The 22,520-nt window shown below is 39.5% G+C and carries 21 protein-coding genes; 13 read left to right on the top strand and 8 right to left on the bottom strand.

Going from position 1 to position 22,520, the window contains the following annotated elements; all coding sequences use genetic code 11:
- Positions 1-124: 124 nt before the first annotated feature.
- From yegQ to B1F84_RS17535, 6 genes are all read left to right on the top strand, one after another.
- A complete protein-coding gene (gene yegQ, locus B1F84_RS17560; RefSeq protein ID WP_131692255.1) occupies positions 125-1,519 on the top strand; it encodes a tRNA 5-hydroxyuridine modification protein YegQ in 1,395 nt (464 codons plus the stop codon).
- A gap of 3 nt (positions 1,520-1,522) precedes the next feature.
- The gene (locus B1F84_RS17555) at positions 1,523-1,783 is read left to right on the top strand and encodes a YfhL family 4Fe-4S dicluster ferredoxin (protein ID WP_131692254.1); all 261 of its coding nucleotides are present in this window, start codon (positions 1,523-1,525) and stop codon (positions 1,781-1,783) included.
- 260 nt (positions 1,784-2,043) lie between these two features.
- Complete coding sequence (locus tag B1F84_RS17550) at positions 2,044-2,763, top strand: Sir2 family NAD-dependent protein deacetylase (RefSeq protein ID WP_131692253.1); 720 nt, start codon at positions 2,044-2,046, stop codon at positions 2,761-2,763.
- Positions 2,764-2,928: 165 nt separating this feature from the next.
- Positions 2,929-3,744: a TlpA disulfide reductase family protein gene (locus B1F84_RS17545; protein WP_131692252.1), complete on the top strand. Its 816-nt coding sequence runs from the start codon at positions 2,929-2,931 to the stop codon at positions 3,742-3,744.
- Positions 3,745-3,999: 255 nt separating this feature from the next.
- Positions 4,000-6,927: a TonB-dependent receptor gene (locus B1F84_RS17540; RefSeq protein WP_131692251.1), complete on the top strand. Its 2,928-nt coding sequence runs from the start codon at positions 4,000-4,002 to the stop codon at positions 6,925-6,927.
- Positions 6,928-7,048: 121 nt separating this feature from the next.
- On the top strand, positions 7,049-7,846 hold the full coding sequence (locus tag B1F84_RS17535; protein ID WP_008108963.1) for a response regulator: 798 nt from the start codon (positions 7,049-7,051) through the stop codon (positions 7,844-7,846).
- Between the two features lie 37 nt (positions 7,847-7,883).
- Here the strand turns inward: B1F84_RS17535 and B1F84_RS17530 are convergent, their stop codons facing one another.
- From B1F84_RS17530 to B1F84_RS17510, 5 genes are all read right to left on the bottom strand, one after another.
- Positions 7,884-9,971, bottom strand: a complete 2,088-nt coding sequence (locus B1F84_RS17530; RefSeq protein WP_131692250.1) for an EAL domain-containing protein — start codon at positions 9,969-9,971, stop codon at positions 7,884-7,886.
- A gap of 182 nt (positions 9,972-10,153) precedes the next feature.
- A complete protein-coding gene (locus tag B1F84_RS17525) occupies positions 10,154-10,831 on the bottom strand; it encodes an SDR family oxidoreductase (RefSeq protein WP_008108957.1) in 678 nt (225 codons plus the stop codon).
- A gap of 57 nt (positions 10,832-10,888) precedes the next feature.
- Positions 10,889-11,887, bottom strand: coding sequence for a DUF4382 domain-containing protein (locus tag B1F84_RS17520; RefSeq protein ID WP_131692249.1), 999 nt, complete (start codon positions 11,885-11,887; stop codon positions 10,889-10,891).
- Between the two features lie 129 nt (positions 11,888-12,016).
- Positions 12,017-13,363, bottom strand: coding sequence for an N-succinylarginine dihydrolase (gene astB / locus B1F84_RS17515; RefSeq protein WP_131692248.1), 1,347 nt, complete (start codon positions 13,361-13,363; stop codon positions 12,017-12,019).
- A 349-nt stretch (positions 13,364-13,712) separates the two neighbouring features.
- Positions 13,713-14,201 (bottom strand): MarR family transcriptional regulator, encoded by a 489-nt coding sequence (locus B1F84_RS17510; protein WP_008468659.1) that lies wholly within the window; start codon positions 14,199-14,201, stop codon positions 13,713-13,715.
- 130 nt (positions 14,202-14,331) lie between these two features.
- Here B1F84_RS17510 and B1F84_RS17505 point away from each other — a divergent pair, with 130 nt between their 5' ends.
- The 5 genes from B1F84_RS17505 to B1F84_RS17485 all read left to right on the top strand — a co-directional run bounded on the left by B1F84_RS17505 (position 14,332) and on the right by B1F84_RS17485 (position 19,801).
- A complete protein-coding gene (locus B1F84_RS17505) occupies positions 14,332-14,760 on the top strand; it encodes an organic hydroperoxide resistance protein (protein ID WP_008108945.1) in 429 nt (142 codons plus the stop codon).
- Between the two features lie 185 nt (positions 14,761-14,945).
- Entirely contained in the window at positions 14,946-15,299 is a 354-nt protein-coding gene (locus tag B1F84_RS17500) for a metalloregulator ArsR/SmtB family transcription factor (RefSeq protein ID WP_008108943.1), read from the top strand.
- 22 nt (positions 15,300-15,321) lie between these two features.
- Positions 15,322-16,335 carry an ArsJ-associated glyceraldehyde-3-phosphate dehydrogenase gene (locus B1F84_RS17495; protein ID WP_131692247.1) on the top strand — a complete coding sequence of 338 codons (1,014 nt, stop codon included), beginning with the start codon at positions 15,322-15,324 and terminating at the stop codon, positions 16,333-16,335.
- Between the two features lie 15 nt (positions 16,336-16,350).
- Positions 16,351-17,571 (top strand): organoarsenical effux MFS transporter ArsJ, encoded by a 1,221-nt coding sequence (arsJ, locus tag B1F84_RS17490; RefSeq protein WP_131692246.1) that lies wholly within the window; start codon positions 16,351-16,353, stop codon positions 17,569-17,571.
- A gap of 112 nt (positions 17,572-17,683) precedes the next feature.
- Positions 17,684-19,801, top strand: coding sequence for a methyl-accepting chemotaxis protein (locus B1F84_RS17485; protein WP_131692245.1), 2,118 nt, complete (start codon positions 17,684-17,686; stop codon positions 19,799-19,801).
- A 75-nt stretch (positions 19,802-19,876) separates the two neighbouring features.
- On the opposite strand, the gene B1F84_RS17480 is transcribed toward B1F84_RS17485, so the two are convergent.
- Positions 19,877-20,464 carry a TetR/AcrR family transcriptional regulator gene (locus tag B1F84_RS17480; RefSeq protein WP_131692244.1) on the bottom strand — a complete coding sequence of 196 codons (588 nt, stop codon included), beginning with the start codon at positions 20,462-20,464 and terminating at the stop codon, positions 19,877-19,879.
- 112 nt (positions 20,465-20,576) lie between these two features.
- On the opposite strand from B1F84_RS17480, the gene B1F84_RS17475 reads away from it, so the two are divergent.
- A complete protein-coding gene (locus B1F84_RS17475; RefSeq protein WP_131692243.1) occupies positions 20,577-21,119 on the top strand; it encodes a carboxymuconolactone decarboxylase family protein in 543 nt (180 codons plus the stop codon).
- 59 nt (positions 21,120-21,178) lie between these two features.
- On the opposite strand, the gene B1F84_RS17470 is transcribed toward B1F84_RS17475, so the two are convergent.
- A complete protein-coding gene (locus B1F84_RS17470; RefSeq protein ID WP_165489695.1) occupies positions 21,179-21,709 on the bottom strand; it encodes a hypothetical protein in 531 nt (176 codons plus the stop codon).
- Positions 21,710-21,760: 51 nt separating this feature from the next.
- Between B1F84_RS17470 and B1F84_RS17465 the strand changes: the two genes are divergently transcribed.
- Entirely contained in the window at positions 21,761-22,120 is a 360-nt protein-coding gene (locus B1F84_RS17465) for a DUF1294 domain-containing protein (RefSeq protein WP_131692242.1), read from the top strand.
- A gap of 48 nt (positions 22,121-22,168) precedes the next feature.
- Here the strand turns inward: B1F84_RS17465 and B1F84_RS17460 are convergent, their stop codons facing one another.
- A complete protein-coding gene (locus B1F84_RS17460) occupies positions 22,169-22,513 on the bottom strand; it encodes a PEGA domain-containing protein (protein ID WP_131692241.1) in 345 nt (114 codons plus the stop codon).
- Between the last annotated feature and the right edge of the window lie 7 nt (positions 22,514-22,520).

Genomic DNA, 22,520 nt, shown 5'->3' with positions numbered 1-22,520 from the left:
AGAAGAGAAATTTTGATGATCTTGATCAAAGTTTCTTTTATTACCCCTCATTATACTTGCGCGCTTTATTTCCCTTAATTATTCATGCAACCGGCTTGAACCCGGTTCGATGTATGGAGCGCACATGTCAGCTGTTACTTCCTCAACCCCGTTTATTCCAGAACTACTTTGCCCTGCTGGTAGCTTAAAAAATATGCGTTATGCCTTTGCTTATGGTGCCGACGCTGTGTATGCCGGCCAACCTCGTTACAGTTTAAGGGTTCGCAATAACGAATTTGATTTAGATACATTACAAATAGGGATTAACGAAGCACATGCGCTGAATAAAAAGTTTTATGTAGTGTCGAATATTGCCCCACACAATGCGAAAGTAAAGTCGTATTTACGTGATATAGAGCCAGTAATTGCTATGAAGCCGGATGCATTGATCATGTCCGATCCGGGTTTAATAATGCTAGTACGTGAAAAGTGGCCCGATATGCCAATTCATTTGTCGGTTCAAGCCAATGCAGTAAACTACGCAAGCGTATTGTTTTGGGCAAAGCAGGGGATTGAACGGGTAATTTTATCTCGTGAGTTATCGCTTGAAGAAATAAGTGAAATACGCTCTTTATGCCCAGAAACAGAACTAGAAGTATTTGTCCATGGTGCTCTGTGTATGGCCTATTCAGGGCGCTGTTTACTCTCAGGCTATATTAATAAGCGCGATCCTAACCAAGGCACGTGCACTAATGCGTGTCGTTGGGAATACGATGTTAAACCTGGCACTGAGAACGAAACCGGTGAAATGGTACATAAAATTGACCCTAAAACGGTCATACCCACTTTAGGTGAAGGCGCACCAAGCAACGATGTTTTTATGCTAGAAGAGCAAGGTCGCCCGGGTGAATATATGCCTGCATTTGAAGACGAGCATGGTACTTATATCATGAACTCAAAAGACTTACGCGCCGTGCAATATGTAGAACAGTTAACAAAAATGGGTGTGCATAGCCTTAAAATAGAAGGGCGCACTAAGTCATTTTATTATGTAGCCCGTACCGCACAGGTATACCGTAAAGCGATTGACGATGCCGTTGCAGGTAAACCATTTGATGCAGACTTATTCAAAACCCTTGAGAACCTAGCACACCGTGGTTACACCGAAGGTTTTTTAAAACGCCATGCTCATCAAGATTATCAAAATTACGAATACGGCCATTCAGTTTCTACCAAGCAGCAATTTGTAGGTGAGGTATTAGGGCGTAATGCTAATGGTTTGGTTGAAATAGATGTAAAAAATAAGTTTTGTGTCGGCCATTCATTAGAGCTAATGACGCCGAAAGGCAATATTAGCTTTACCCTTGAGAGCATGGAAAACAAAAAAGGCGAAAGCATTACCGATGCCAAAGGTTCAGGCCACATTGTAAAAATTCCCGTACCTGACAGCATCGATTTAGAGCACGCCATACTGATGCGCAATTTGGATGAAAACCAAGATACCCGCAATCCGTTTAAAAAAGCCGTGGTTAGTGGTTAAATCATGGCTTTACTCATAAACAGCAAATGCATTAACTGTGATATGTGTGACCCAGAGTGCCCAAATGAAGCAATTTATATGGGCGCTAAAATCTATCAAATAGACCCTGAAAAATGCACCGAATGTGTAGGCCACTACGACAAGCCGACCTGCGTCAGTGTATGCCCCATTGACTGCATAAAGCCCGATCCTAATCATCGAGAAAGTGTGGACGAATTAGCTGAAAAGTATGTGAGATTGATGGGGGAGTTACTTAATAAGTAGATTACCCATATTTTTTTAGAAAGCTAAATACATTGTAACAAATTAGTTTTTGTTGATTGTTGCTATAGTTCCCAACGTATCAGTAATTAAAAAGGCTGTAGCGTAATTGAATTAAATTAACAATGTAAAGAGCTTCTTTGTTATCTGTCTTTTATTTTCAGCGAAATGTTCATGGCTTAATAGTTAAAGAGTAAAAGTCTTAAATATTCAGTTTTATAAAGTATTATAGGTTTATAAAACTGAATATAAGGGATGGCTTTATGAATACGTTATACATTACTGGGGCGGGTGTGAGTGCTGCTAGCGGTATTCCTACTTTTCGTGGTGAGGATGGCTTTTGGACCATTGGTAGTAAAAATTATACGCCGATGGAAATGGCCACTCGCGCAATGTATGAAAATAACCCGAGTGAGTTTTTAGCTTGGTATTATCATCGCTTTGCAACTTACCGTAATCATGGCCCTAATGAAGTGCATCATTGGCTTAGTGATAAAAACCTAATAACTCAAAATATTGATGGGCTAGATGGTAAGGCGGGTAATAAAAATTACATTGCAATTCATGGTCGGCTTGATCAAATGACGCAGTTTCATCATCAGGGCGATGATGTCACACCACAAGCTACGCTATGGAATAATGTTGATGAGAGCAACTTACATCGCTCTCTACTTGAGTTATTCAATATTGAAAACCATCAGCCTAAGCTTAATTATTCTTTAAAGCCCTTTGTGCTGTTATTTGATGAATATTACACCGAGCTATACCGCATTACTGAGGCGCAGCAGCGAATGATGAATGCCGATCAAATGGTATTTATGGGTACCTCATTTAGTGTAAACATTACCCAAATGGCACTAGAGATTGCACGTAACTTCGCTATTCCTATTGAAGTTGTTGACCCCGAGCCTGCTCATATACTGCACTCAAATGTAAGTTACCAAAAAATGACAGCATTGGAGTACATACAGCAGAAGGGTTAAACGTACTTATGTACTATGTTAAACAGATTACGTATTACTGATATACAGCATCAATTATTTGTTATTAATAATCTGTAAAGTTTAGGCTATGTTATTGTTGGCGTTTAATTCATGCTGGTACTCGTTATTTTAGGTACTTAAATACATTATAAGAAGTCGGTAGCAATGTTAAGTATTTCTCTTGGGCCTTTAGTTATTTCCATTTCTCAGTTAATTATTTTTTTAGGGTTAGGCATTTTTTGGGGGCTTACCTATTTATTAACGCGCCAACATCCATTACAAAAAGCGATTTTAGATACGGTTTTTAAAGCAGTTGTAGTGGGCTTTTTAGTCTCGCGTTTAGCGTTTGTGTTTACTATGTGGGATGCTTATCAAGGTAATTGGTGGCAGCTTTTTAATATTAGCGACGGTGGTTTTATTGGTTATTATGGTTGGCTCAGCGGTATAGTGGTTTTAGCGTTTTATGCACGTGGTAAAAAAGCGGTAATGAAAAACTACGCTATTGCTGGGTTTGTTGGTTTTTGTTCAATGATTATTCCTAATTTTGCGCTGTCTATCTACCAAACGGGTGTGCAGTTACCGCAGTCTGTTGTGCATAATATTCAAGGGCAGCAAGTTAACTTACAAAACTTCAAAGGTAAGCCAGTGGTGATTAACTTTTGGGCGTCGTGGTGTCCGCCGTGTCGAAAAGAAATGCCGGTGTTACAAGCGGCTCAAAAAAATAATCCAAACATTACAGTGGCGTTTGTCAATCAAGGTGAGGACTTACACACGGTAAAAGCGTTCCTTGATGAACAGCAACTCGATCTTAATCATGTATTTTTTGATCAAAGCAGTAATGTGAGTCGCGAATCAGGTGCTGCAGGCTTACCAACCACCTTGTTTTATAATAGCCAAGGAGAGTTAGTTACCAGCCATATGGGTGAGCTTTCTCATGCGAGTTTAGGCTATTATATTCAGGCTATTAGCGCTAAAAAATAACGGCGTATTGCTGTTTCATCGCGTCATTCCTTTTTTATGCCCCTTTATAAGCAGCTAAATAGCCATTTTGCTGCTTAACTCCCTACTTTTATTAGAGTAGGTTACTTATTGATACAGCATTCATTTATTCGTCAGTTTACATTAACAAGCTATTAAGTTTGGTTGTGTAGAATACAGCTACTTTTTTCGTATCAGCTTTCCTTGGTACGTTCATCTTTAAGTATTAACTGTATTTTAAATGGAACTGTTAAAACTATGACCGCTCATCGGATAGCTCAAACCTCTGCTCACTCACTTCCACGTTTTGTTAAATCAACGCTGTGCATCTCAATTTTATCTGTGTTTAATCACGCATATGCGGATGAAGCTGAAAATAAAGCAATAGAAAGCAAGGATATGGAAGTAATAGAGGTGCGTGGTATTCGTTCCAGTATGGCGGCTAATTTAGATATAAAGCGTTTGTCGAGCTCTGTGGTTGATGCGATTACAGCGGAAGATATTGGTAAGTTCCCTGATAAAAATGTCGCAGACTCATTACAACGCGTACCTGGCGTGGTGATTGATCGTGACGGAGGCGAGGGCTCATCGGTAAGTATTAGGGGGTTATCATCTGAACTCACCTTTTCTCAGCTAAATGGTAATTTTATTGCGTCATCACCTGGCGAGCCATCTCGTTCGTTTGATTATGCATTACTGCCCTCAGCCATGATTGAAAGCGTGGAAGTGTATAAATCGCCAGAAGCACGTTTAGATGAAGGTGGTGTGGGCGGCACGGTATTAATGCATAGTCGTAAACCGCTAAGTATGGATGCAAACTCAGGGGTGATTAATATTGAAAGCACTTATGCCGATGTGACTGAAGAATCAGAGCCGCAAGTAACGGCACTTTACTCTTGGAAGAACGAGGCTGATACCTTTGGCATGTTGTTTGGTTATACCTCACAAAAACGCACTAACCGCACTCTTTCAGGTGGCACCGATGCAAATGTGTGGCGCTTTATTGGTGAAAAACCGGTCGATATAAATGGCGCGCCGGTTGATAACAATAATCAGTGGGGCTCAGTAACCGATGCTCAGGGCAATAATTATAACAATGTTTGGTTTCCTCAAGTGGTTCGTGGCTCAATTGTAAACGAATTACGTGAGCGAGAAGGGGTACAATTTAGTACGCAGTGGCGCCCAACTAGCCGCGTTGAAATTGGTTTTAACTACTTTGGTTTTTCACTTGATAAAAATAGAACTGAGTCGGTGATTGATATACCTGAGTGGTCTTTAAATCCTGATTTTTTAACCGATGTAAGCTTAGATGAATCGGGTACTATTGTTAATGGGATGCAATTTGATGCAGCTGCAAGTGGTATAGAAAATGATATGCAATTGCCGTGGATGCGAGGCAGCTATGTACGTGAAGAGTCAACCTCTGATACTTTTGATCTCAACCTAACCTACGAAGGCGATTATTTTAAAGCCCGTTTTGTGGCAGGCAATACACGCTCTGAAGGTGGGCCGAAAGAGAGTTGGGAGGCAGCCTATAAAAGCTCAAACGCCGGTGAAAATGAAAGCCGTATAGAAAATGCTGCGCAAACAGCGGGTTGGCAAATTAATGAAAACGACATTAGTTTAAATATAGACCCAAATACGCTAGCAAACCTACTTAATGGCGTGGGAGGCGGTCGCGATCCGGGCTCGTCAAATTCAAGTTTTGTACGCAGTGAACTCGAAGAAGATTACTACCAAGCTGACTTTGATATTTATACTGATTGGGGCATTTTAAGAACAATTAAAACTGGAGTAAAGTACCGAGAAGCCACACTGCATCGTGAAACCGGTAATACCTTCTTTTTAGATCCTAATTTTGATATTGCCGCAGCAGAAGCCAGTGAGGGGGGGATCACTCGTTTTGACAGTTATCAGTGGAACAACGGCATGCCACTAGCACAAGATGTGTTTATCAACGAAGCTAACATTGCTGGTGGTTTTAATATAAACCAAATGCCAGGCATTGATTGGGATAAATACCGTGATATTGTGACCAGTAATTATGTGCCGTATACACGCAAAGAAGATAACTTCATTTATGATATAGAAGAACAAATAGCGGCGTTTTATCTGCAAGGTGATTTTGAATTTGAGAGCGTGCGCGGTAATTTAGGCGTACGGGTTGTACGCACGAAAACCATGACATCATCAACCGACCTATATACTTATTTATTGGATCATACCAATGATGACACCGGCGAGCCGGTAACGGGAGATGATAGATTTGTTGAAGATTATCAACTCATTACTCAAGAGAATACCGATACCCAAATTTTACCTAGCTTTAATATTGCATGGGATGCCAGCGACGATATTGTTGTGCGCGGCGCGATTGCTAAAGTAATGTCTCGCCCTGATTATGCCGATTTAGGCGCACAACAACGCATTACGTTTGTCTCAGATGAGTGGGCGGAAGATAGAGCTGAATTTAATGAAATTCCGGGTTTTAGTGGTAGCGGCGGTAATAAAAACTTAAAGCCGTTTGAGTCGGTGCAAGCTGATTTATCTATTGAATATTATTACAGCGAAGGCTCTGCCATTGGTTTAGCACTATTTCATAAAACTGTTGATAACTTCGTCGTGCCTTTGGTGATTGATTCACAGCAAAACTTTGCTGGTAAAGAGGGCATAGTTGATACGGGAAATATTATTGTGTCGCCATATAGCACCGTAGGCAATGGCACCGATGCTGTATCTAAAGGGGCAGAAGTATTTATACAGCATGCCTTTGATAGTGGCTTTGGCTTTTATGCAAATTACACCTATAACAAAACCAATAAGGCCGATGTAGAAGTAGATGGTAAAGAGTTTGGTAAATCGCCTTTAATTGGCAGTGCTAAATATCAATACAACACTTCGATATATTATGAAGGCGACGCCTTTAATGTGCGGGCTTCTTATAATAAACGTGGTGAAACTGTGTTGGGTTTAAATAGTGGTTTAAACGTTTACCAAGACCCATATGAGCAAGTTGATGTAAATGCATCAATTACTTTATTAGAGGACTTGAGCCTGACAGCCGCGGTGATTAATTTAACTAAATCTGAGTCGGTAAAGCGCCTAGGTAATGACACAGAGTCTCGGCTATTAAACTCAAGCTATTCAGGCAGACGTTATTATGCGGGGATAAACTATCGTTTTTAAGCTGAGTTTGTTGAGTTTGGGTAAACAAGTTGTTTTGTTGCTGTTTTAGCTTTTTCTTATAAGTTATTGCTTTATAATGAAGGTTATAAAAAATTATATAAAGACTAATAACAGGATTGAAATGAGTGATTTAACGGCAATAGCTAACTTATCTATTTTATTAGTTGAGCCTTCTGAAGTGCAACAAAAGCTAATAAAAAAATCACTGGCTCAGTGTGGGGTTACACAAATTGAAACGGCCAGTACTCAAGAAAGCGCGCTGGCTGCTTTATCAAATTTCCACCCAGATTTAGTGATCAGTAGTATGTATTTTAGTGACGGTACTGCAGATTCTTTATTGCAGGCAATACGCAGTAACAGCAACACTGAGCAGCAGGCGTTTATGCTGGTGTCGAGCGAGCGTAATAAGCGCCATTTAGAGCAACTTAGGCAGTCGGGTGTATTAGCTATTTTACCAAAACCGTTTAGTGCCGACGAGATCACCCGTGCGCTAAAAGCGACTTTGGATATTATTAGCGAGCAAGAGGTGGAGCTAGAGCACTTTGATGTCACTTTACTTCGCGTATTGGTGGTTGATGACAGTCGTTTTGCGCGAAAACATATAATACGAGTGCTAGCGGGGATGGGTATTCCTGAACCTGTAGAGGCAGAAGACGGTAAACAAGCGATTGAAATACTTAATAATCAATCATTTGATTTAATTGTTACAGATTACAATATGCCAGAAATGGATGGTAAAGAACTAACCGAAACGGTAAGGCAGTCGAATGCGTACTCACATATTCCAATACTTATGGTGAGTTCAGAGGCCAACGATACCCATTTAGCAAACATTGCTCAAGCGGGTGTGGATGCTATTTGTGATAAACCATTTGAGCCTGCAACGGTGCGCGATTTACTCTTTAAAATCATGAGTTAAGTTGTAACTGTAAAAGCACTTTTTAACTAAAGTGCTTTTAAGTCGCTTTTGAGTAACGCAATGAAAAAGTAAGTAACTTGGTGCCAGGTAAAGGCTTACTTAAATAAAATCCCTGAGCAATATCGCAGTTTAGTTCGTTAAGTAAATCTAGCTGCTCTTTGGTTTCTACCCCCTCTGCAACTACTTTTATTTCTAGGCTGTGTGACATAGCTATGGCCGCTTTTACTAAATTACAGTCGGCCTTGTTATCTGTTATGCCACTAATAAAGCTGCGGTCAATTTTTAGCACATCAAAGGGGTACTCTCGTAAGTAACTTAATGATGAATAGCCGGTGCCAAAGTCGTCCATTGACAGTTTTATGCCCAGTTCATCAATTTGCAATAAGGCCTCACGAATTGAAGTTTGTCCATCCATTAATACCCCTTCGGTGATTTCTAATTCTAAACATTCGTTACTAATGGTGTTTTCATTAAGAGCATGAATAATTATATTCACCAGCTCTGGATCTCTAAACTGACGCGGCGATAAGTTAACAGCCATGGTGTATTGCTGGTTGTTGACAGTTTGCCATTCATTTAAGAAACGTAAAGCTTGATTAATAACAAACACACCAATGGGTGCAATTAAGCCAGTTTGTTCAGCAATAGGAATAAATTCATCAGGGGTAATTTCCCCTAACACAATATTATGCCAACGTAGCAAAGCTTCAGCGCCAATGATGGTGTTTGTTTTTACATCTACTTGAGGCTGGTAATAAAGCTCAAATTCGTTTCGCTCCAGTGCACCATGCATTTGCTCTTCTATTTCAAAACGGCGGCGCATTGCAACGTTCATTTGCGGGGTGAAAAAAGAAGAGGTATTGCGACCCAAAGCTTTAGCTTGATACATAGCCGTATCCGCATTTCGTAATAATACCGACGCAGAGGTGCCATCTTTAGGGGAAATTGCAATACCAATACTTAATGTGAGTATTAAGTCTCTGCCTTCGAGTTTAAAGGGCTTTCTAAATGCTTTAAGTAACCGATCAGCAATTACTAAGGCATCGCTTTCATCATCTAAACTGGATATTAAAACAATAAATTCATCCCCACCCAAACGCCCAACCGTGTCATTTTTTTTCAGTGCTTGTTGTAATCTATGTGCAGCTTCAATTAACAATTTGTCGCCGACTTCGTGGCCTAAAGAGTCATTTACCTTTTTAAAATCATCAAGGTCTAAAAAGAATACAGCGGCTTTTACATGATTTTTTTGTACTTCCATTAATATCTGCGATAATCGATCAAGCGATAAAAAGCGATTAGGTAGAGCCGTTAAGCTATCAAAATGTGCCTGACGGCGAATTAGTTCAGCGGAGCGGTGTGGCTCACTAATATCACGAATTATCACCATCATTTGGCTTTTCTTAGCTAATAAACGTACCCTCGCCTCATAATAATTTATGCCCTCAGGCATGTTTAATTCGTATTCAAAGCTGACCATCTTTCCTTGCGTTGTTGCTTTTTCAATATGAAGTTGAAACTTATGAGCTACTTTTTCAGGTAGTACATCAATCATTTTCTTACCAATGAACTGCTCAGGTGAGACATATAGATCGTTGTTATTGTTTGCGTGATAGTCAGCAATGGTGCCATCTTGCTCTAGTACAAAAAATAGGTCAGGAATGGCTTCAAAGATAGTCTTCAACATACTGGCATTAAATGTGGCTTCAGCTTGCGCTTTATGCACCTCAGACAGGTCAACATCAATACAATACATTTGTTTTGTTTCGTATTGATTGGTAAACATAACATGGCTTGAAAATACAGCTACATCATTACCCGCTTTATGTTTAAGAGTGAGTTCTGAGGCGGGAATTTCAATATTATGCTTAATCCAATTACTATGCGCCTCAACAACGGGCTCTCGCATTGGTGCGGGTATAATTAAATCTTCGAGTTTTTTACCAATGGCTTCTTGCTGTGAATACCCATAAAGCAATTCACTGCCTTTGTTCCAATAAATAACACGTCGTTGCTCATCGTAACCTTGTACTGAAATAGAATCGACAGCATCAAAAAGCTGGTGCAACGGGTCATTAGTAACATATTGATGAGTCGGCATATTATTAGTTTTATTGGGAGCCATTAAATGGGTTCCAGTTATTGAATTACTTTATTTATATAGTAGACATAAAGTTATGATTTAGCATGGTAAGTGGCGATTCAATAAGTGATTTTTTATTGATTGAATAGATAATGATTTGAATAAAGCACAGGTAAGCACTTTTAAAGCAAAGGCCAATAAATATTGGCCTTTATATTTTATTATTAGTTGGTGGGCATTAAATAGATTTCGCGCACGCTATTACGCTGATTAGCTTCAATGGCAAATAATACCGCATCGGCCACGTCTTGAGGGTCGAGCTTATCTGGTTTTGCTTCATCAAAAAATGGTGTATTCACCATGCCTGGGGCTATGGTTGTACAACGGCCATGCCAAGGTTTCATTTCCTCTGCAAGGTTTTGACCAAAGCCATGGGCAAACCATTTAGTGGCACCATAAATAGAGCCATCAATGGGTCTTCGCCCTGCTGCTGAGCTGGTTAAAATAAAATGCCCTTGGTTTTCACGTAAGTGAGGCAAAGTGAGTTTTGCGGTCCACAACAATGCTTTGATGTTAAGGTCAACCATGGCTGACCACTCATCGGGGTCGCCATTTTCGGTGCCAGGTGATGATACGCCCATGCCCGCGTTAGCGAATGCAACGTCTAATCGGCCAAATTTTTCAATGCCTTTACTTACTACACTCTCAAGCTCGCTAAACTGAGTGGCATCGGCTGAAACGCTAAATGCATTTTCATGGCCTAATTCGTCAACTAGTTTATTGAGTTTATCTTCACTGCGCGCAGTTAATATTACTTTGTGACCATTTTTAACTAATGTTTTAGCGGTCGCCTCGCCAATACCACTAGAGGCACCGGTAATTAAAATTACTTTATGTGTCATAGTTCCTCCAAACAAAAAGCCCGCAAGTGCGGGCTAAAATTTATAATAGTTGATTGCTTATTGGGCAATGTCAAATGTCACTTCAGTATCTTCACCGGTTACAACCGTTACTGGTTGAACCTGATAAAGAGTAAATTCTTCATCCTGAAGTTCAGCATCATCAATATGTGCGTTACAGGTATAACCTAGCTGGTAATCGCCAGGCGTAATAAATGCTAATTCAAATTCATATTGGCTAGTTTCATTGTTTAGTACAACATTTGCAGTAGCCAATGGTGCGTCTACAGGGGTTTCACCCTCAGTGACTTCGTAATTATCAAGTGGTTGCTCTACATCACTGTTATACAAGTAAACAGCATGGCCAAATGAACCATCTTCAGCGGCAACCTCAATGTTATCGGTTTCACAATTTGCATAAAGTGATTCGCTTACTGTACCTTCAATATCTTGTGACTCAGCAAGGTTTTCAAGACGAACTCCACGTGGTTTTAATACTATTTCGTTACCGCTTTGTGGCGCAACTAACGATTTTTTAAGATCAAACTCAAGTACAAAAGTGTTGTCCGTTTGATTCAGAGTAAAACCATCAAGTTGAATTTCACCGATCCCGTCATTGCCTTTTCGTTTTACGATTAACGGTGCAGTGCTGTCATCTTCATAAACAACATGCGAGGTTTCGGTTAGGTTGTTTATATCACCATTGATTACATCAGCACGTATCCACGAGTATTCACCTGCAGGTACGTCTTCGCCTTCTAGTAAGGAAAAAATATCATCGCCAGTGTAATCCAATAAGTTAACCATTTCAGCTTTGGTTGAATCGCTGGCTTCACGGGTTTCGAAGCTAAAATCTTCGCCACCTTGTGAACGCAAGGTAATAGAGTCAAAAACCACATTAACCGCTTTTAGACCAGTGACTGGTGCATCTGAAACCCCTAAACTAAACGTTGATTTTTGCGGATCGGTAGGCGTGATAGGAGAGTCATCGTTTGACGAGCCACAAGCCGTTAATGCTAATAAGACGGCGCTACTAAGTAATGTTGATTTTAAGTTCATGTTAGGTTTCCAAATACTTTAAAGTATCACTCAGTATAGATACAAAAACTTAACCTAAATTGAATTAAAGTTATTAATTACAGGAAGAAGATTTAAATACTGTGTATCTTCCCCCTATAAAAATAAAGCTTAGGCTTCTAATTGGAAGGGATAAACTGACCCCAAGCTCAGTAATTGTGATAACTCATCAAGGGCTTGGTAGCTTTCGGTAAGTAAAGCAGGGTCTGCAAAGTCGTTGGCACCAAGCTTATCGCGGTAATGGCGCGTAGCCCAATCACATAATTGGGTGTACTTTTGCTCATTTAAAATAATCTCTGGATTTACCGCTGCTAATTCTTGGCTATTAAGCGCCACACGTAAACGCAAACAAGCAGGTCCGCCGCCATTTTGCATACTTTGGCGCAAATCAAAAAATTGCACTTGATTTATGGGGTTATCGGCAATAATTAGCTCTTCAATATACGCTTTTACAGCAGGATTACGCTGGCATTCTTGTGGGGCAACGAGCAACATTGCATCGTCACTAAGGCTAACCAGTTGGCTATTAAATAAATAACTACTGACAGCATCTTGAATACTCACTTTGCTGGTTGGCACTTCAATAATATAAAGCTGTTTGTTACCTACATAGGCTTCGCGGATATCGTCTAATGCTTGCGTTTGATTTAAAAACGCCTGCTGATGGCATAATAAAACATTGGCGTTACCCACCGCGATTACATCATTATGGAATACCCCTTGGTCAATCACATCAGGGTTTTGTTGTAATAGTATTTGGCTGGTATCTTTTATATTGTGCAATCGACAAATGGCTTCAGACGCTTCCAAAGTTTGCCTTGCAGGGAACTTAATGGGTTTAACAAGCTGACTGTTAAAAGCACTTGCACCAAATACAAATAATTCTAAGCCGGTTTCACCATGGCTGTCGCACAGGCGAGTATGGTTTGCTGCGCCTTCATCACCAAAAAAACCTTGCTCAGGCAAATGTGAATGGTGTGCAAAATATTGTTCGTTATTAAACATCGCTTTGAGCAAACGTGTAGTGGTGTTTGGCTCTAAAGAGCGATGAAATTTATTGTTTAGATTAGCCGCAGTAAAGTGTACCTTGCCGTCGTTAGTATCAGGTGAAGGCGATACGGTGGCTGCATTAGCGGTCCACATGGCAGAGGCAGAGTAACAGGCGCGCAATAAAATAGGATCGGCTTTAAAGGCTTTATTAATGACTTGTGCATCGTTGCCAGTAAACCCTAAACGCCGCAATACATTTAAATCTGGACGAGCATGAGGCGCAAATACCCCTTGGGTTAAGCCTTTATCGTGCATGGCTTTCATTTTAGCCAAGCCCTGCAACACAGCTTCTTGCGGATTTGAAAAGCTCGCCGCGTTATTTAACGAGGCAACATTGCCATACGACAAACCTGCGTAGTTGTGAGTAGGGCCGACTAAGCCGTCAAAATTAACTTCTAAAGCATGCATACACGTTCCACTATCCGGTTAAATAGTCTTTTACAATACAACGCTATGACTCAGCTTGCAAAGTCTGTTCAAAAATAGTTCAACGAGAGTACATTCGCTCTTTTTCGCTGGTGGTATGCGTATTTGTTGGTTCGTTTACTTGCCAAACGCTAATATCCAAACGCCACAAAAAATACAAAGTATTATAAAAATTAAACATAGCTTGTTCCTTGGTGTTGCTAACGTCAATAAGGGAGTAGGAAGAAGTATGCCAATTGTTATTTGAATATTTTATGAATATAAATCAATAAGTTAATTTTTTATAACTAAACTATAAAAAAGCTTAAGCACCACATTGGATAAATTTACGCTAGGTTTGCACTAACTTGGGACTGTCTTTAGCATCGACACTTTCATCTTCAGTCTGGGTGCTTAAGTCGCTAACGATTAAATCGAGTAACTGCATTAATTGCTGTGCTTGGTTAGTGTCGATACTGTCAAATTTACAGAAAATTGTTTTTGGAATATCAGCAGCTTTAAGTTTTAAAGATTGACCCGTGTGAGTCAATTGCACCAAACGCTTACGCTTATCGTGTTCGTCCTTTATAACGTTAAGTAGTGACTTGCTGGTCATCTTTTTTAATATTTGAGTAAGCGCGCCACCATCAATTGCGGTTTTATCTATTAGCTCAGCGATGGTTACTTCATCTTGTTCCCACAGCGCCATCATAACAACATACTGAGGATAGGTAAGGTTAAGCTCAGCTAGAGGTTCTCGATAGGCACGGGCTATGCTGTTGGACGCCATGTATAAACGATGGCATAGCTGATTTTTTAATTTTAACTGTTCAAACGACATCGTTTTATCCTTCATTTCAATACAGAGTATTTTAGTTTGCATACAAAGTATTTGCAATCAGAATTTAGTTGTTCTATTATTTTGCACACAAAGTAAGTAATGTGAAAATTTTAAATCTTAGGAGTTCACTATGAATGTTTTACAAAATGTAGCTTATACAGCAAAAGCAACGGCAACAGGCGGACGTGAAGGGGTAGCTAAATCGGATGATGGTCGTTTAGATGTTAACTTATCAACGCCTAAAGGGTTAGGTGGTGATGATGGGCAAGGCACTAACCCAGAGCAATTATTTGCAGCAGGTTATGCCGCCTGTTTTATTGGTGCACTTAAATTTGTAGCCGGTAGCGAAAAAGTTGCTTTACCAAGCGATACTTACATTAACTCTGAAGTGTCTATTGGTGCTATTGAAGGCGGTTTTGGTATTGCTGTAAAGCTTGCTGTATCACTAGGTGATATGGACAAAGCAGCGGCGCAAGAGCTTGTAAATAAAGCACATCAAGTATGCCCATACTCAAACGCAACACGCGGTAATATTGAGGTAGAACTTTCAGTTATTTAATTTACCTCTTTATATTGTTTATAAAAACACGCCATGAGTGATCATCGCGTGTTTTTTATTCGCTACTATGTTTATAAATGAATTGAAAATAGATAAATCCAGTTACATTCGAAATTTCATATATTCACTATTCCATATATTTGCTTTTTGTTTTATTGTATGTGCATAAACCAAACGAGGACGCTATGGAACAACTCAACCCACTACAGTTTTATAAATGCTTAGCTGACGATACGCGCTTAAAAGCCATGCTGCTAATTAGCCATGAGCAAGAATTATGTGTATGCGAGCTTGTGGCAGCCCTTGAGCTTAGCCAGCCTAAAGTATCTCGTCACTTAGCCCAGCTTAGGCAATGTGGCTTATTGAGCGATCGTAAGCAAAATCAATGGGTGTATTACAGTATTAATAAAGCCCTACCAGAGTGGGCTGAAAATGTACTAGCACAAACCCGTAGCGCTAATATTGAATTTTATAACGATGATTTAAATCGACTCAATGCAATGGGTAACCGCCCTGAGCGTGCAGCAAACTGCTGTTAATTAACTTTTAAAGGTATTTATTATGACAATTAAAGTAGGGATTAATGGTTTTGGCCGTATGGGGCGCTTAACATTGCGTGCAGCACTCGATTGGCCTGAAATTGAATTTATTAAAATTAATGATGTTGCTGGCGATGCTAAAACGCATGCACATTTACTCGAATTTGATTCAGTACATGGGCGTTTGGCACACAATGTAACAGCATCAGCGCACAGCTTTAGTGTAGGTAAACACACCATTGCTGTAACTAACAATAAAAACATTGATGATACTGATTGGTCAGATTGCGATGTAGTCATTGAAGCCAGCGGTGTGATGAAAACCACAGAATTATTAAATCAATACCTAGCTCAAGGTGTAAAACGTGTGGTAGTGACTGCACCGGTGAAAGAAGACGGTATTTTAAATGTAGTGATGGGCGTAAATGATGATTTATATAATCCTGATGAGCATAAAATTGTTACAGCGGCATCATGTACAACAAACTGTTTAGCGCCAATTGTTAAAGTACTACAAGAAAAAGTGGGTATTAAACACGGCTCTATGACTACTATTCACGATATAACTAACACCCAAACTATTATTGACGCCCCACATAAAGACTTACGTCGAGCTCGCTCATGTGGTACCAGTTTAATTCCCACCACAACAGGCAGTGCTACGGCTATTACACATATTTTCCCTGAGCTTAAAGGAAAACTTAATGGCCATGCTGTTCGTGTACCACTTACTAATGCATCAATTACCGACTGTGTATTTGAGCTTGAGCACGGTGTTACGCAAGATGAAGTAAATGAGTGGTTTTATCAGGCTGCAGAGGGCACATTAAAAGGGATTTTAGGTTATGAAGAGAAGCCACTTGTGTCTATTGATTATAAAACCGATCCGCGTAGTTGTACTATCGACGCGCTTTCTACCATGGTGATTAATAATACCCAGCTTAAATTATATGCTTGGTACGATAATGAGTGGGGATATGCAAACCGTACCGCCGAACTTATGCTAAAAGTAGCAAAAAGTAATGTAGTTAATTAGCCCAAGGTATTAACCATGTTTGCTCAACTTAGTGATTTACCTCAAGCGATAAAACAATATTTAATTATTACCGGTAATTATTGGGCGTTTACTTTAACCGATGGGGCGCTGCGAATGCTGGTGGTGCTGTATTTCCATCAGCTAGGATATGATGCACTTGCCATCGCTATGCTGTTTTTGTTTTATGAAGTGTTTGGGGTGATCACTAACTTAGTAGGGGGGTGGCTTGGCGCGCATTTAGGCCTAAATAAAACCATGAATATTGGCTTAGGCATACAGCTTGTTGCTTTAGCTATGTTATGTGTACCTAGTGATTGGCTGGGCGTTTTTTACGTTATGGCTGCACAAGCACTCAGTGGTATTGCCAAAGATTTGAATAAAATGAGTGCTAAAAGCGCAATTAAGTATTTAGTGTCTGATGACGAAACAGGGCAAAGTAAACTATATAAATGGATTGCGTTACTAACCGGTTCAAAGAATGCACTCAAAGGCATAGGCTTTTTTTTAGGAGGGTTACTATTAACTTTAGTGGGTTTTAAAGGCGCATTATTTGCACTGATTGCTCTGTTAGGTATTGCTTGGCTGGTTAGCCTAATTTACTTAAAAGGTGATATGGGTAAAGCCAAAAATAAGCCTAAATTTAAGGAGTTATTTTCAAAATCCAAAGCAATTAATTTACTCAGTGCTGCGCGATTATGTTTATTTGCGGCACGTGATGTATGGTTTGTAGTTGCGCTGCCTGTTTATTTGGCCGCCCAGTTTAACTGGGATCATTGGTGGGTAAGTGGTTTTATGGCGCTGTGGGTTATTGCCTATGGAGCTGTGCAGTCACAAGCCCCTAAAATAACCGGTAATTCGGCTAATAAAATCGATGTGCTTAATAAGGCATACTACTGGGCCATTGCTTTAACGGGGGTGACTTTTATATTAGCAGTGCTCATGCAGCTTAATATTGCTATTCATATCAGTTTGATCGCCGGTTTGTTAATTTTTGGTGCTGCTTTTGCGGTTAACTCCTCTTTGCATAGTTACCTTATAGTGAGTCTTGCTAAAAGCGATGCTGTATCATTAGATGTGGGTTTTTATTATATGGCTAATGCAACCGGTCGACTGGTTGGGACAGTATTCTCGGGATTAATGTATAAACTATATGGGTTACAGGCTTGCTTGTGGGTAAGTGTTAGCTTGCTTCTGATTGTTGTGCTAGTGACCAGGCGACTAAATAAGCAAAGTTAAACGATGGTTGGTTATGAGATAAAGTTATCCATATTATTTTAAAAAAATTAATAATATGTTGTTTAATTTGGTCTAAACTAAAAAATAAATAAGTAAAGCAAGGTAGTTATAAATGCGGGAAATAGCGTTAGCAAAAAAGTTATTGTGGATAAGCGTCGGAAGTATACTTTTAACGGTAATACTATTTTCAGGCATACTTTGGTCTAAACTCTCGTCGAGTAATGCCAACACCTCTGCTGAGGCTGAAACCTTAATTGTAAATGAGGTTGATGGGCGCTTAACAGCAAATGCAGCGGCCTATGGTGAAAAAATTGCAGCCTTTATTAATGAAGCTTACCGAATACCTTTTTCACTTGGTAGCATTTTAGAAGATGCCGATAAAGCATCAATAGAGCGTGATTCTGTTGTTTCTTTAAATCGCTCGTTATTAGAAAGTAACGATGTTATTTCTTCTATATATTCGCAGTTTGAAAAAAATGGCTTTGACGGTAAAGATAGCGAATTTACTCAAGGTTATGACCACTCTGTTGCCGGTGCGGGAACATTAGAAATATACTTTACCAAAAACAGCAACGGCCTCGTTGAGCAACAGGTTGTGGAAGACGCGGCAGAAAAATACGCGGATAAAATAAACGAATTTGGTTTACGTGAGGCCGAATGGTATTTGTGTGCGAAAGATAAATTAAAACCATGCATCATGGAACCCTACTTGTATGAGATAACACCGGGTTATTCAGAAATGATGACGTCACTTGTTGTACCTGTTATTAAATCTGGTAAGTTTGTAGGCGTAACAGGGGCCGATATTACCTTACCTGTGTTTCAAAAATTAACAGAAGAGCTTTCAAAAGCGCTTTATGGTGGCAAAGCAAAGGTAACGTTACTTAGTCATTTGGGTTTAATTGTTGGTACGAGTCATTACAAAGAAAAATTAGGCCGCCCGCTAAAAGAAGCGGTTAGTGATAAAAGTTATGAGAGTTACAAAGCACTAAAAGGCACTAAGGGAATAGACAAGCAAGGCGCAGAGATAATGGTGTCTTACCCGATTGAAATTAAGCTTGCTGATGTGAAATGGATGTTGCTAATTGAAGTACCCGCTGAACTTGCTTTTGAGGGGCCTATTCAATTAACTGCGGGCATGTCTGAGGCAGCAAAAGAACTGGGCGTGATTATTTTGATCACGGGTGCAGTGATTGCTGTATTAGCATTTGTAGTAATGAAGCTTGTTGTAGGTAGTGTTGTTGCGCCGCTTAAACAAATTCAGGAGCGGGTTGACAATTTAGCAAGCTCGGAAGGTGATTTAACACAAACTCTGCATGTTGATACTCACGCTGAGCTTATAGCTCTGGCTGGAGGATTTAATAAGTTTTTATCAAAACTTCGTGAATTGATCAGTGAGCTGAAAGCGGTCTCAGATCAAACTAAGCACCAAGGTGAAGTTACCTCTAATATTGCGGTAGAAACTAAGCATAATGTGCAAGCACAGTTTAAAGAAATTGAAAGTGTGGTTACTGCAATGAATGAAATGAGCGCGACAGCACTTGAAGTGGCAAAAGCTTCAGAGCAGTCAGCGCAACAAGCAGATGAAATTAATACCTTAGTGGTAAGTAGTGAATCGAGTTTATCATCGGCGATGACGCAAGTTAAAACCATGTCTGAGGAAATTAAAGAAGCTAATCAGGCGGTTGAAAAAGTAGCATCGCGTAGTAATGATATTACCCAAATACTTGATGTGATCCGAACAATCTCTGAACAAACTAACTTGCTGGCTTTAAATGCAGCTATTGAGGCTGCACGAGCAGGAGATCACGGACGTGGTTTTGCTGTTGTAGCTGATGAAGTTAGGGCTTTAGCATCTAAAACGCGTTCATCTACCGATGACATTAGCAGTTTAATCGATAGCTTACTTTCAGAAGTGGGTAATGCATCAACTGTTATTGAAAAAGGCGTAGTACGCGCCGAAAATGCAGTAGATGAAACCTCAACAGCGTTTGATGCACTGCATAGTGTGGTTGTTAAAGTAGATGAAATAACCAATCAAATCACCCATATTGCAACGGCTGCTGAAGAGCAAAGCTTAGTCACCGAAGAAATAAATCGCAACTTGACGATAATTTCTGATGCTGCTTCACAGCTTTCTGATTTATCTGCTCAAGCAGGCGATAGCAGCGAAGAGTTGAACAAACTGGTTGCACAGCAAGACTCTGAGCTTAATAAATTAAAAACTTAAATGTCGAATTTTGGTTTTAGATTAAAAAGGCAGCTAACTTTATTAGCTGCCTTTTTATTTGTAATTAGTTTTAAGCTAAAGACTCTTCATCAGTGAAAACATGTTTTCGATCATTGGTTTGGCTAATTTCTCTACATTTGGTCGATTAAAATAGCTACGTAATCCTGTAAATTGTACTTGGAAAAAGCGAGCATACTCTACGGGTGAAATATTCCCACTTAACTCTTTATCAGCTATGGCGAGTGCAAATAGTTCAGTAAGGTAATGTTCAAAGTTTATCATCAGCTCTGCACTGATTTGGTAAAGGTAACTGTCTTTCTCAATAAATTCATTATTGGCCTTTACTAACATGCAGATGGCACTTGGAGTATGACTTTTTGAGGAAATAACAACATACTCTACAAAGTCTTGAAGTGCCCCCAGAATACTGGTGCATGATGCTAAACGTTCATCTATTAGGCTTTGCATCTGCTTGGCATAATTTTTTATCGCTTCACAATATAAACCTTCCTTTGAGCCAAATGCCGCATAAATGCTGCCTGGGCGCATATTAATAGCATCTTGCAAATCGCGAGTGGATGTAGCATGAAAGCCCTTCTCCCAGAATAATTGACTAGCGGCACGAATAACTTGCTCGCGTTCAAATTTTACTTTATTGGCCATAATAGTTTCTATTAAATTGAGCGACTGTTCAATTTTAACTTGAGCACTCGCTCAAAATCAAATAGTATGTGTTTCGAAGTTAGTTAATTACATTAATTTATTGGAGCAGAACATGGCAGAATTTACGTTATATACTCAAGACAACGCACCTGAAGACTCAAAATCGCTTATGGCTGATTCAGTAGCAGCATTTGGTATGGTGCCAAACCTTCATGCAGTAATGGCAGAAGCACCTACGCTACTTAAAGGCTACCAAGTACTGCACGACTTATTTCAAAAAACATCGTTTAACGCAGAAGAGCTAACAGTGGTATGGCAGTCAATTAATGTTGAGCACGAATGCCATTACTGTGTACCAGCACACAGCGCAATTGCCGCTTCAATGAAAGTTGATCAAGGTATTGTTGATGCACTCGTTAATGAAACACCACTTGCAGATGTAAAACTTGAAACGCTGCGTGAAACTACGCTTGCAATGACACGCAATCGCGGCGTAATTAGCAATGAGCAAATTGAGAAATTTTTTGCAGTAGGTTACGGTAAACAGCAACTGCTAGAAATAATTGTTGGTTTATCGCAAAAAGTAATGAGCAATTACACCAATCACCTAGCTGATACACCAGTTGACGAACCATTTAAAAAATTCGCAAAATAATAGCGGTTTATAAATAACAAAGGCAGCTTAGGCTGCCTTTTGAGTTTTAAGTCCAAAGATTATTTAAATCTAACGGTTTTTGTACTGCGAGTATAAATACGCTGCTCCGGTTTAGTCCATTCCCCTTTTTTTAAATAAGAGGTAGAAACAACAAACTGTTGATCTTTAAATTCACTGGTTGATTTAACTTTAGTGATCCCTTCTTTGCTACCAGTAACATCTTCATAGGCAACAAACTGAGTCGGGCTGAGTACCTTTATTGTTCCTTTGGTGTAAAAGCCTGCGGTAGTAAAGTAATAAAACACCAAAGACTGCTTTTTAATATCGTAAAAAATCATTGATTCCCCTCCATACTCACCCTCATTGATAGAGTGTGAAGTACGAATAGCTTTACCATTGAGTACGCGCTGCCATTTACTCACATCTTGAATGCCTGGCTTACCTTTTTCGGTATTAAAATCAGCTTGCCACGACCCTAAGTAAGGCGCGAATATCTCAAGTTCTGGCGCTAGTGAGTCTGTTTTGTTGTTTGCTTGAATACTAAATATAGATAGTGATAACAGCAGCATCACAGCCTTTAAATATGTCATAATTTAACCCGAGTGTTTATTTTTATTATTCTTATTATAGGCGATTATTTTTTGATAAAAAGTACCTTAATTATATTTTCGAGCGTGTTTATAGTCGCATTATGGCTTGCTTACTTAAATCATAAAATTGAGATGTTTATACCAATATATATTTCATTTCTCAGTGGTATCACATTTTTATATTATGCGTGGGATAAACGAAAAGCAGTGCAGTCAAACCGTAAACAAGTAAATCGTATACCTGAACGGCATTTACATCTATTGGCTCTATTTGGAGGATGGCCTGGAGCACTTATCGCTCAGCAAACCTTACGACATAAGTCACAAAAACGTGTATTTATAATGGTATTGTGGCTGTGTATTGCGGTGAATCTAAGCTTGGGTAGTTATGCATGGTCTGTTTATTATTAATGTTTAAATGCCTTTATTTATTAAAGGCATTTCACTTTCTTAAACAGTCTATTGCGCTGATTGGCTTAACTGTTTTTCATCGAGCTCTATAGTTAAAATGGTTTTTTTATCAACCGTTATCCATTTTCTATAAGTAACATAACCAGCTTTACTTACCTCGATATCATACTTACCGGAATCTAATTCAATAGCGTCTTGATATACTGGCACTATATTCATTATCCGTACTCTAGAATCAGCTGGGTTAGTAATAACCGTCAGTGATATTGGTGCATTTTCTTCGCTCATTTGAGGCGTAGGCTCAATAACGACATCTTCACTTTTGCTGATTTTAGATGTTGCTGAACAGCCTGAGAGTATCAGAGCTGCAGCTAGTAAGCTTAAATTTTTCATAGGTACT

The sequence above is a fragment of the Pseudoalteromonas sp. DL-6 genome, from assembly GCF_004328665.1.
GTDB lineage: Bacteria > Pseudomonadota > Gammaproteobacteria > Enterobacterales > Alteromonadaceae > Pseudoalteromonas.
Note: the sequence above shows the minus strand (reverse complement) of the source record. Positions and strands in the feature narration are given on the sequence as shown.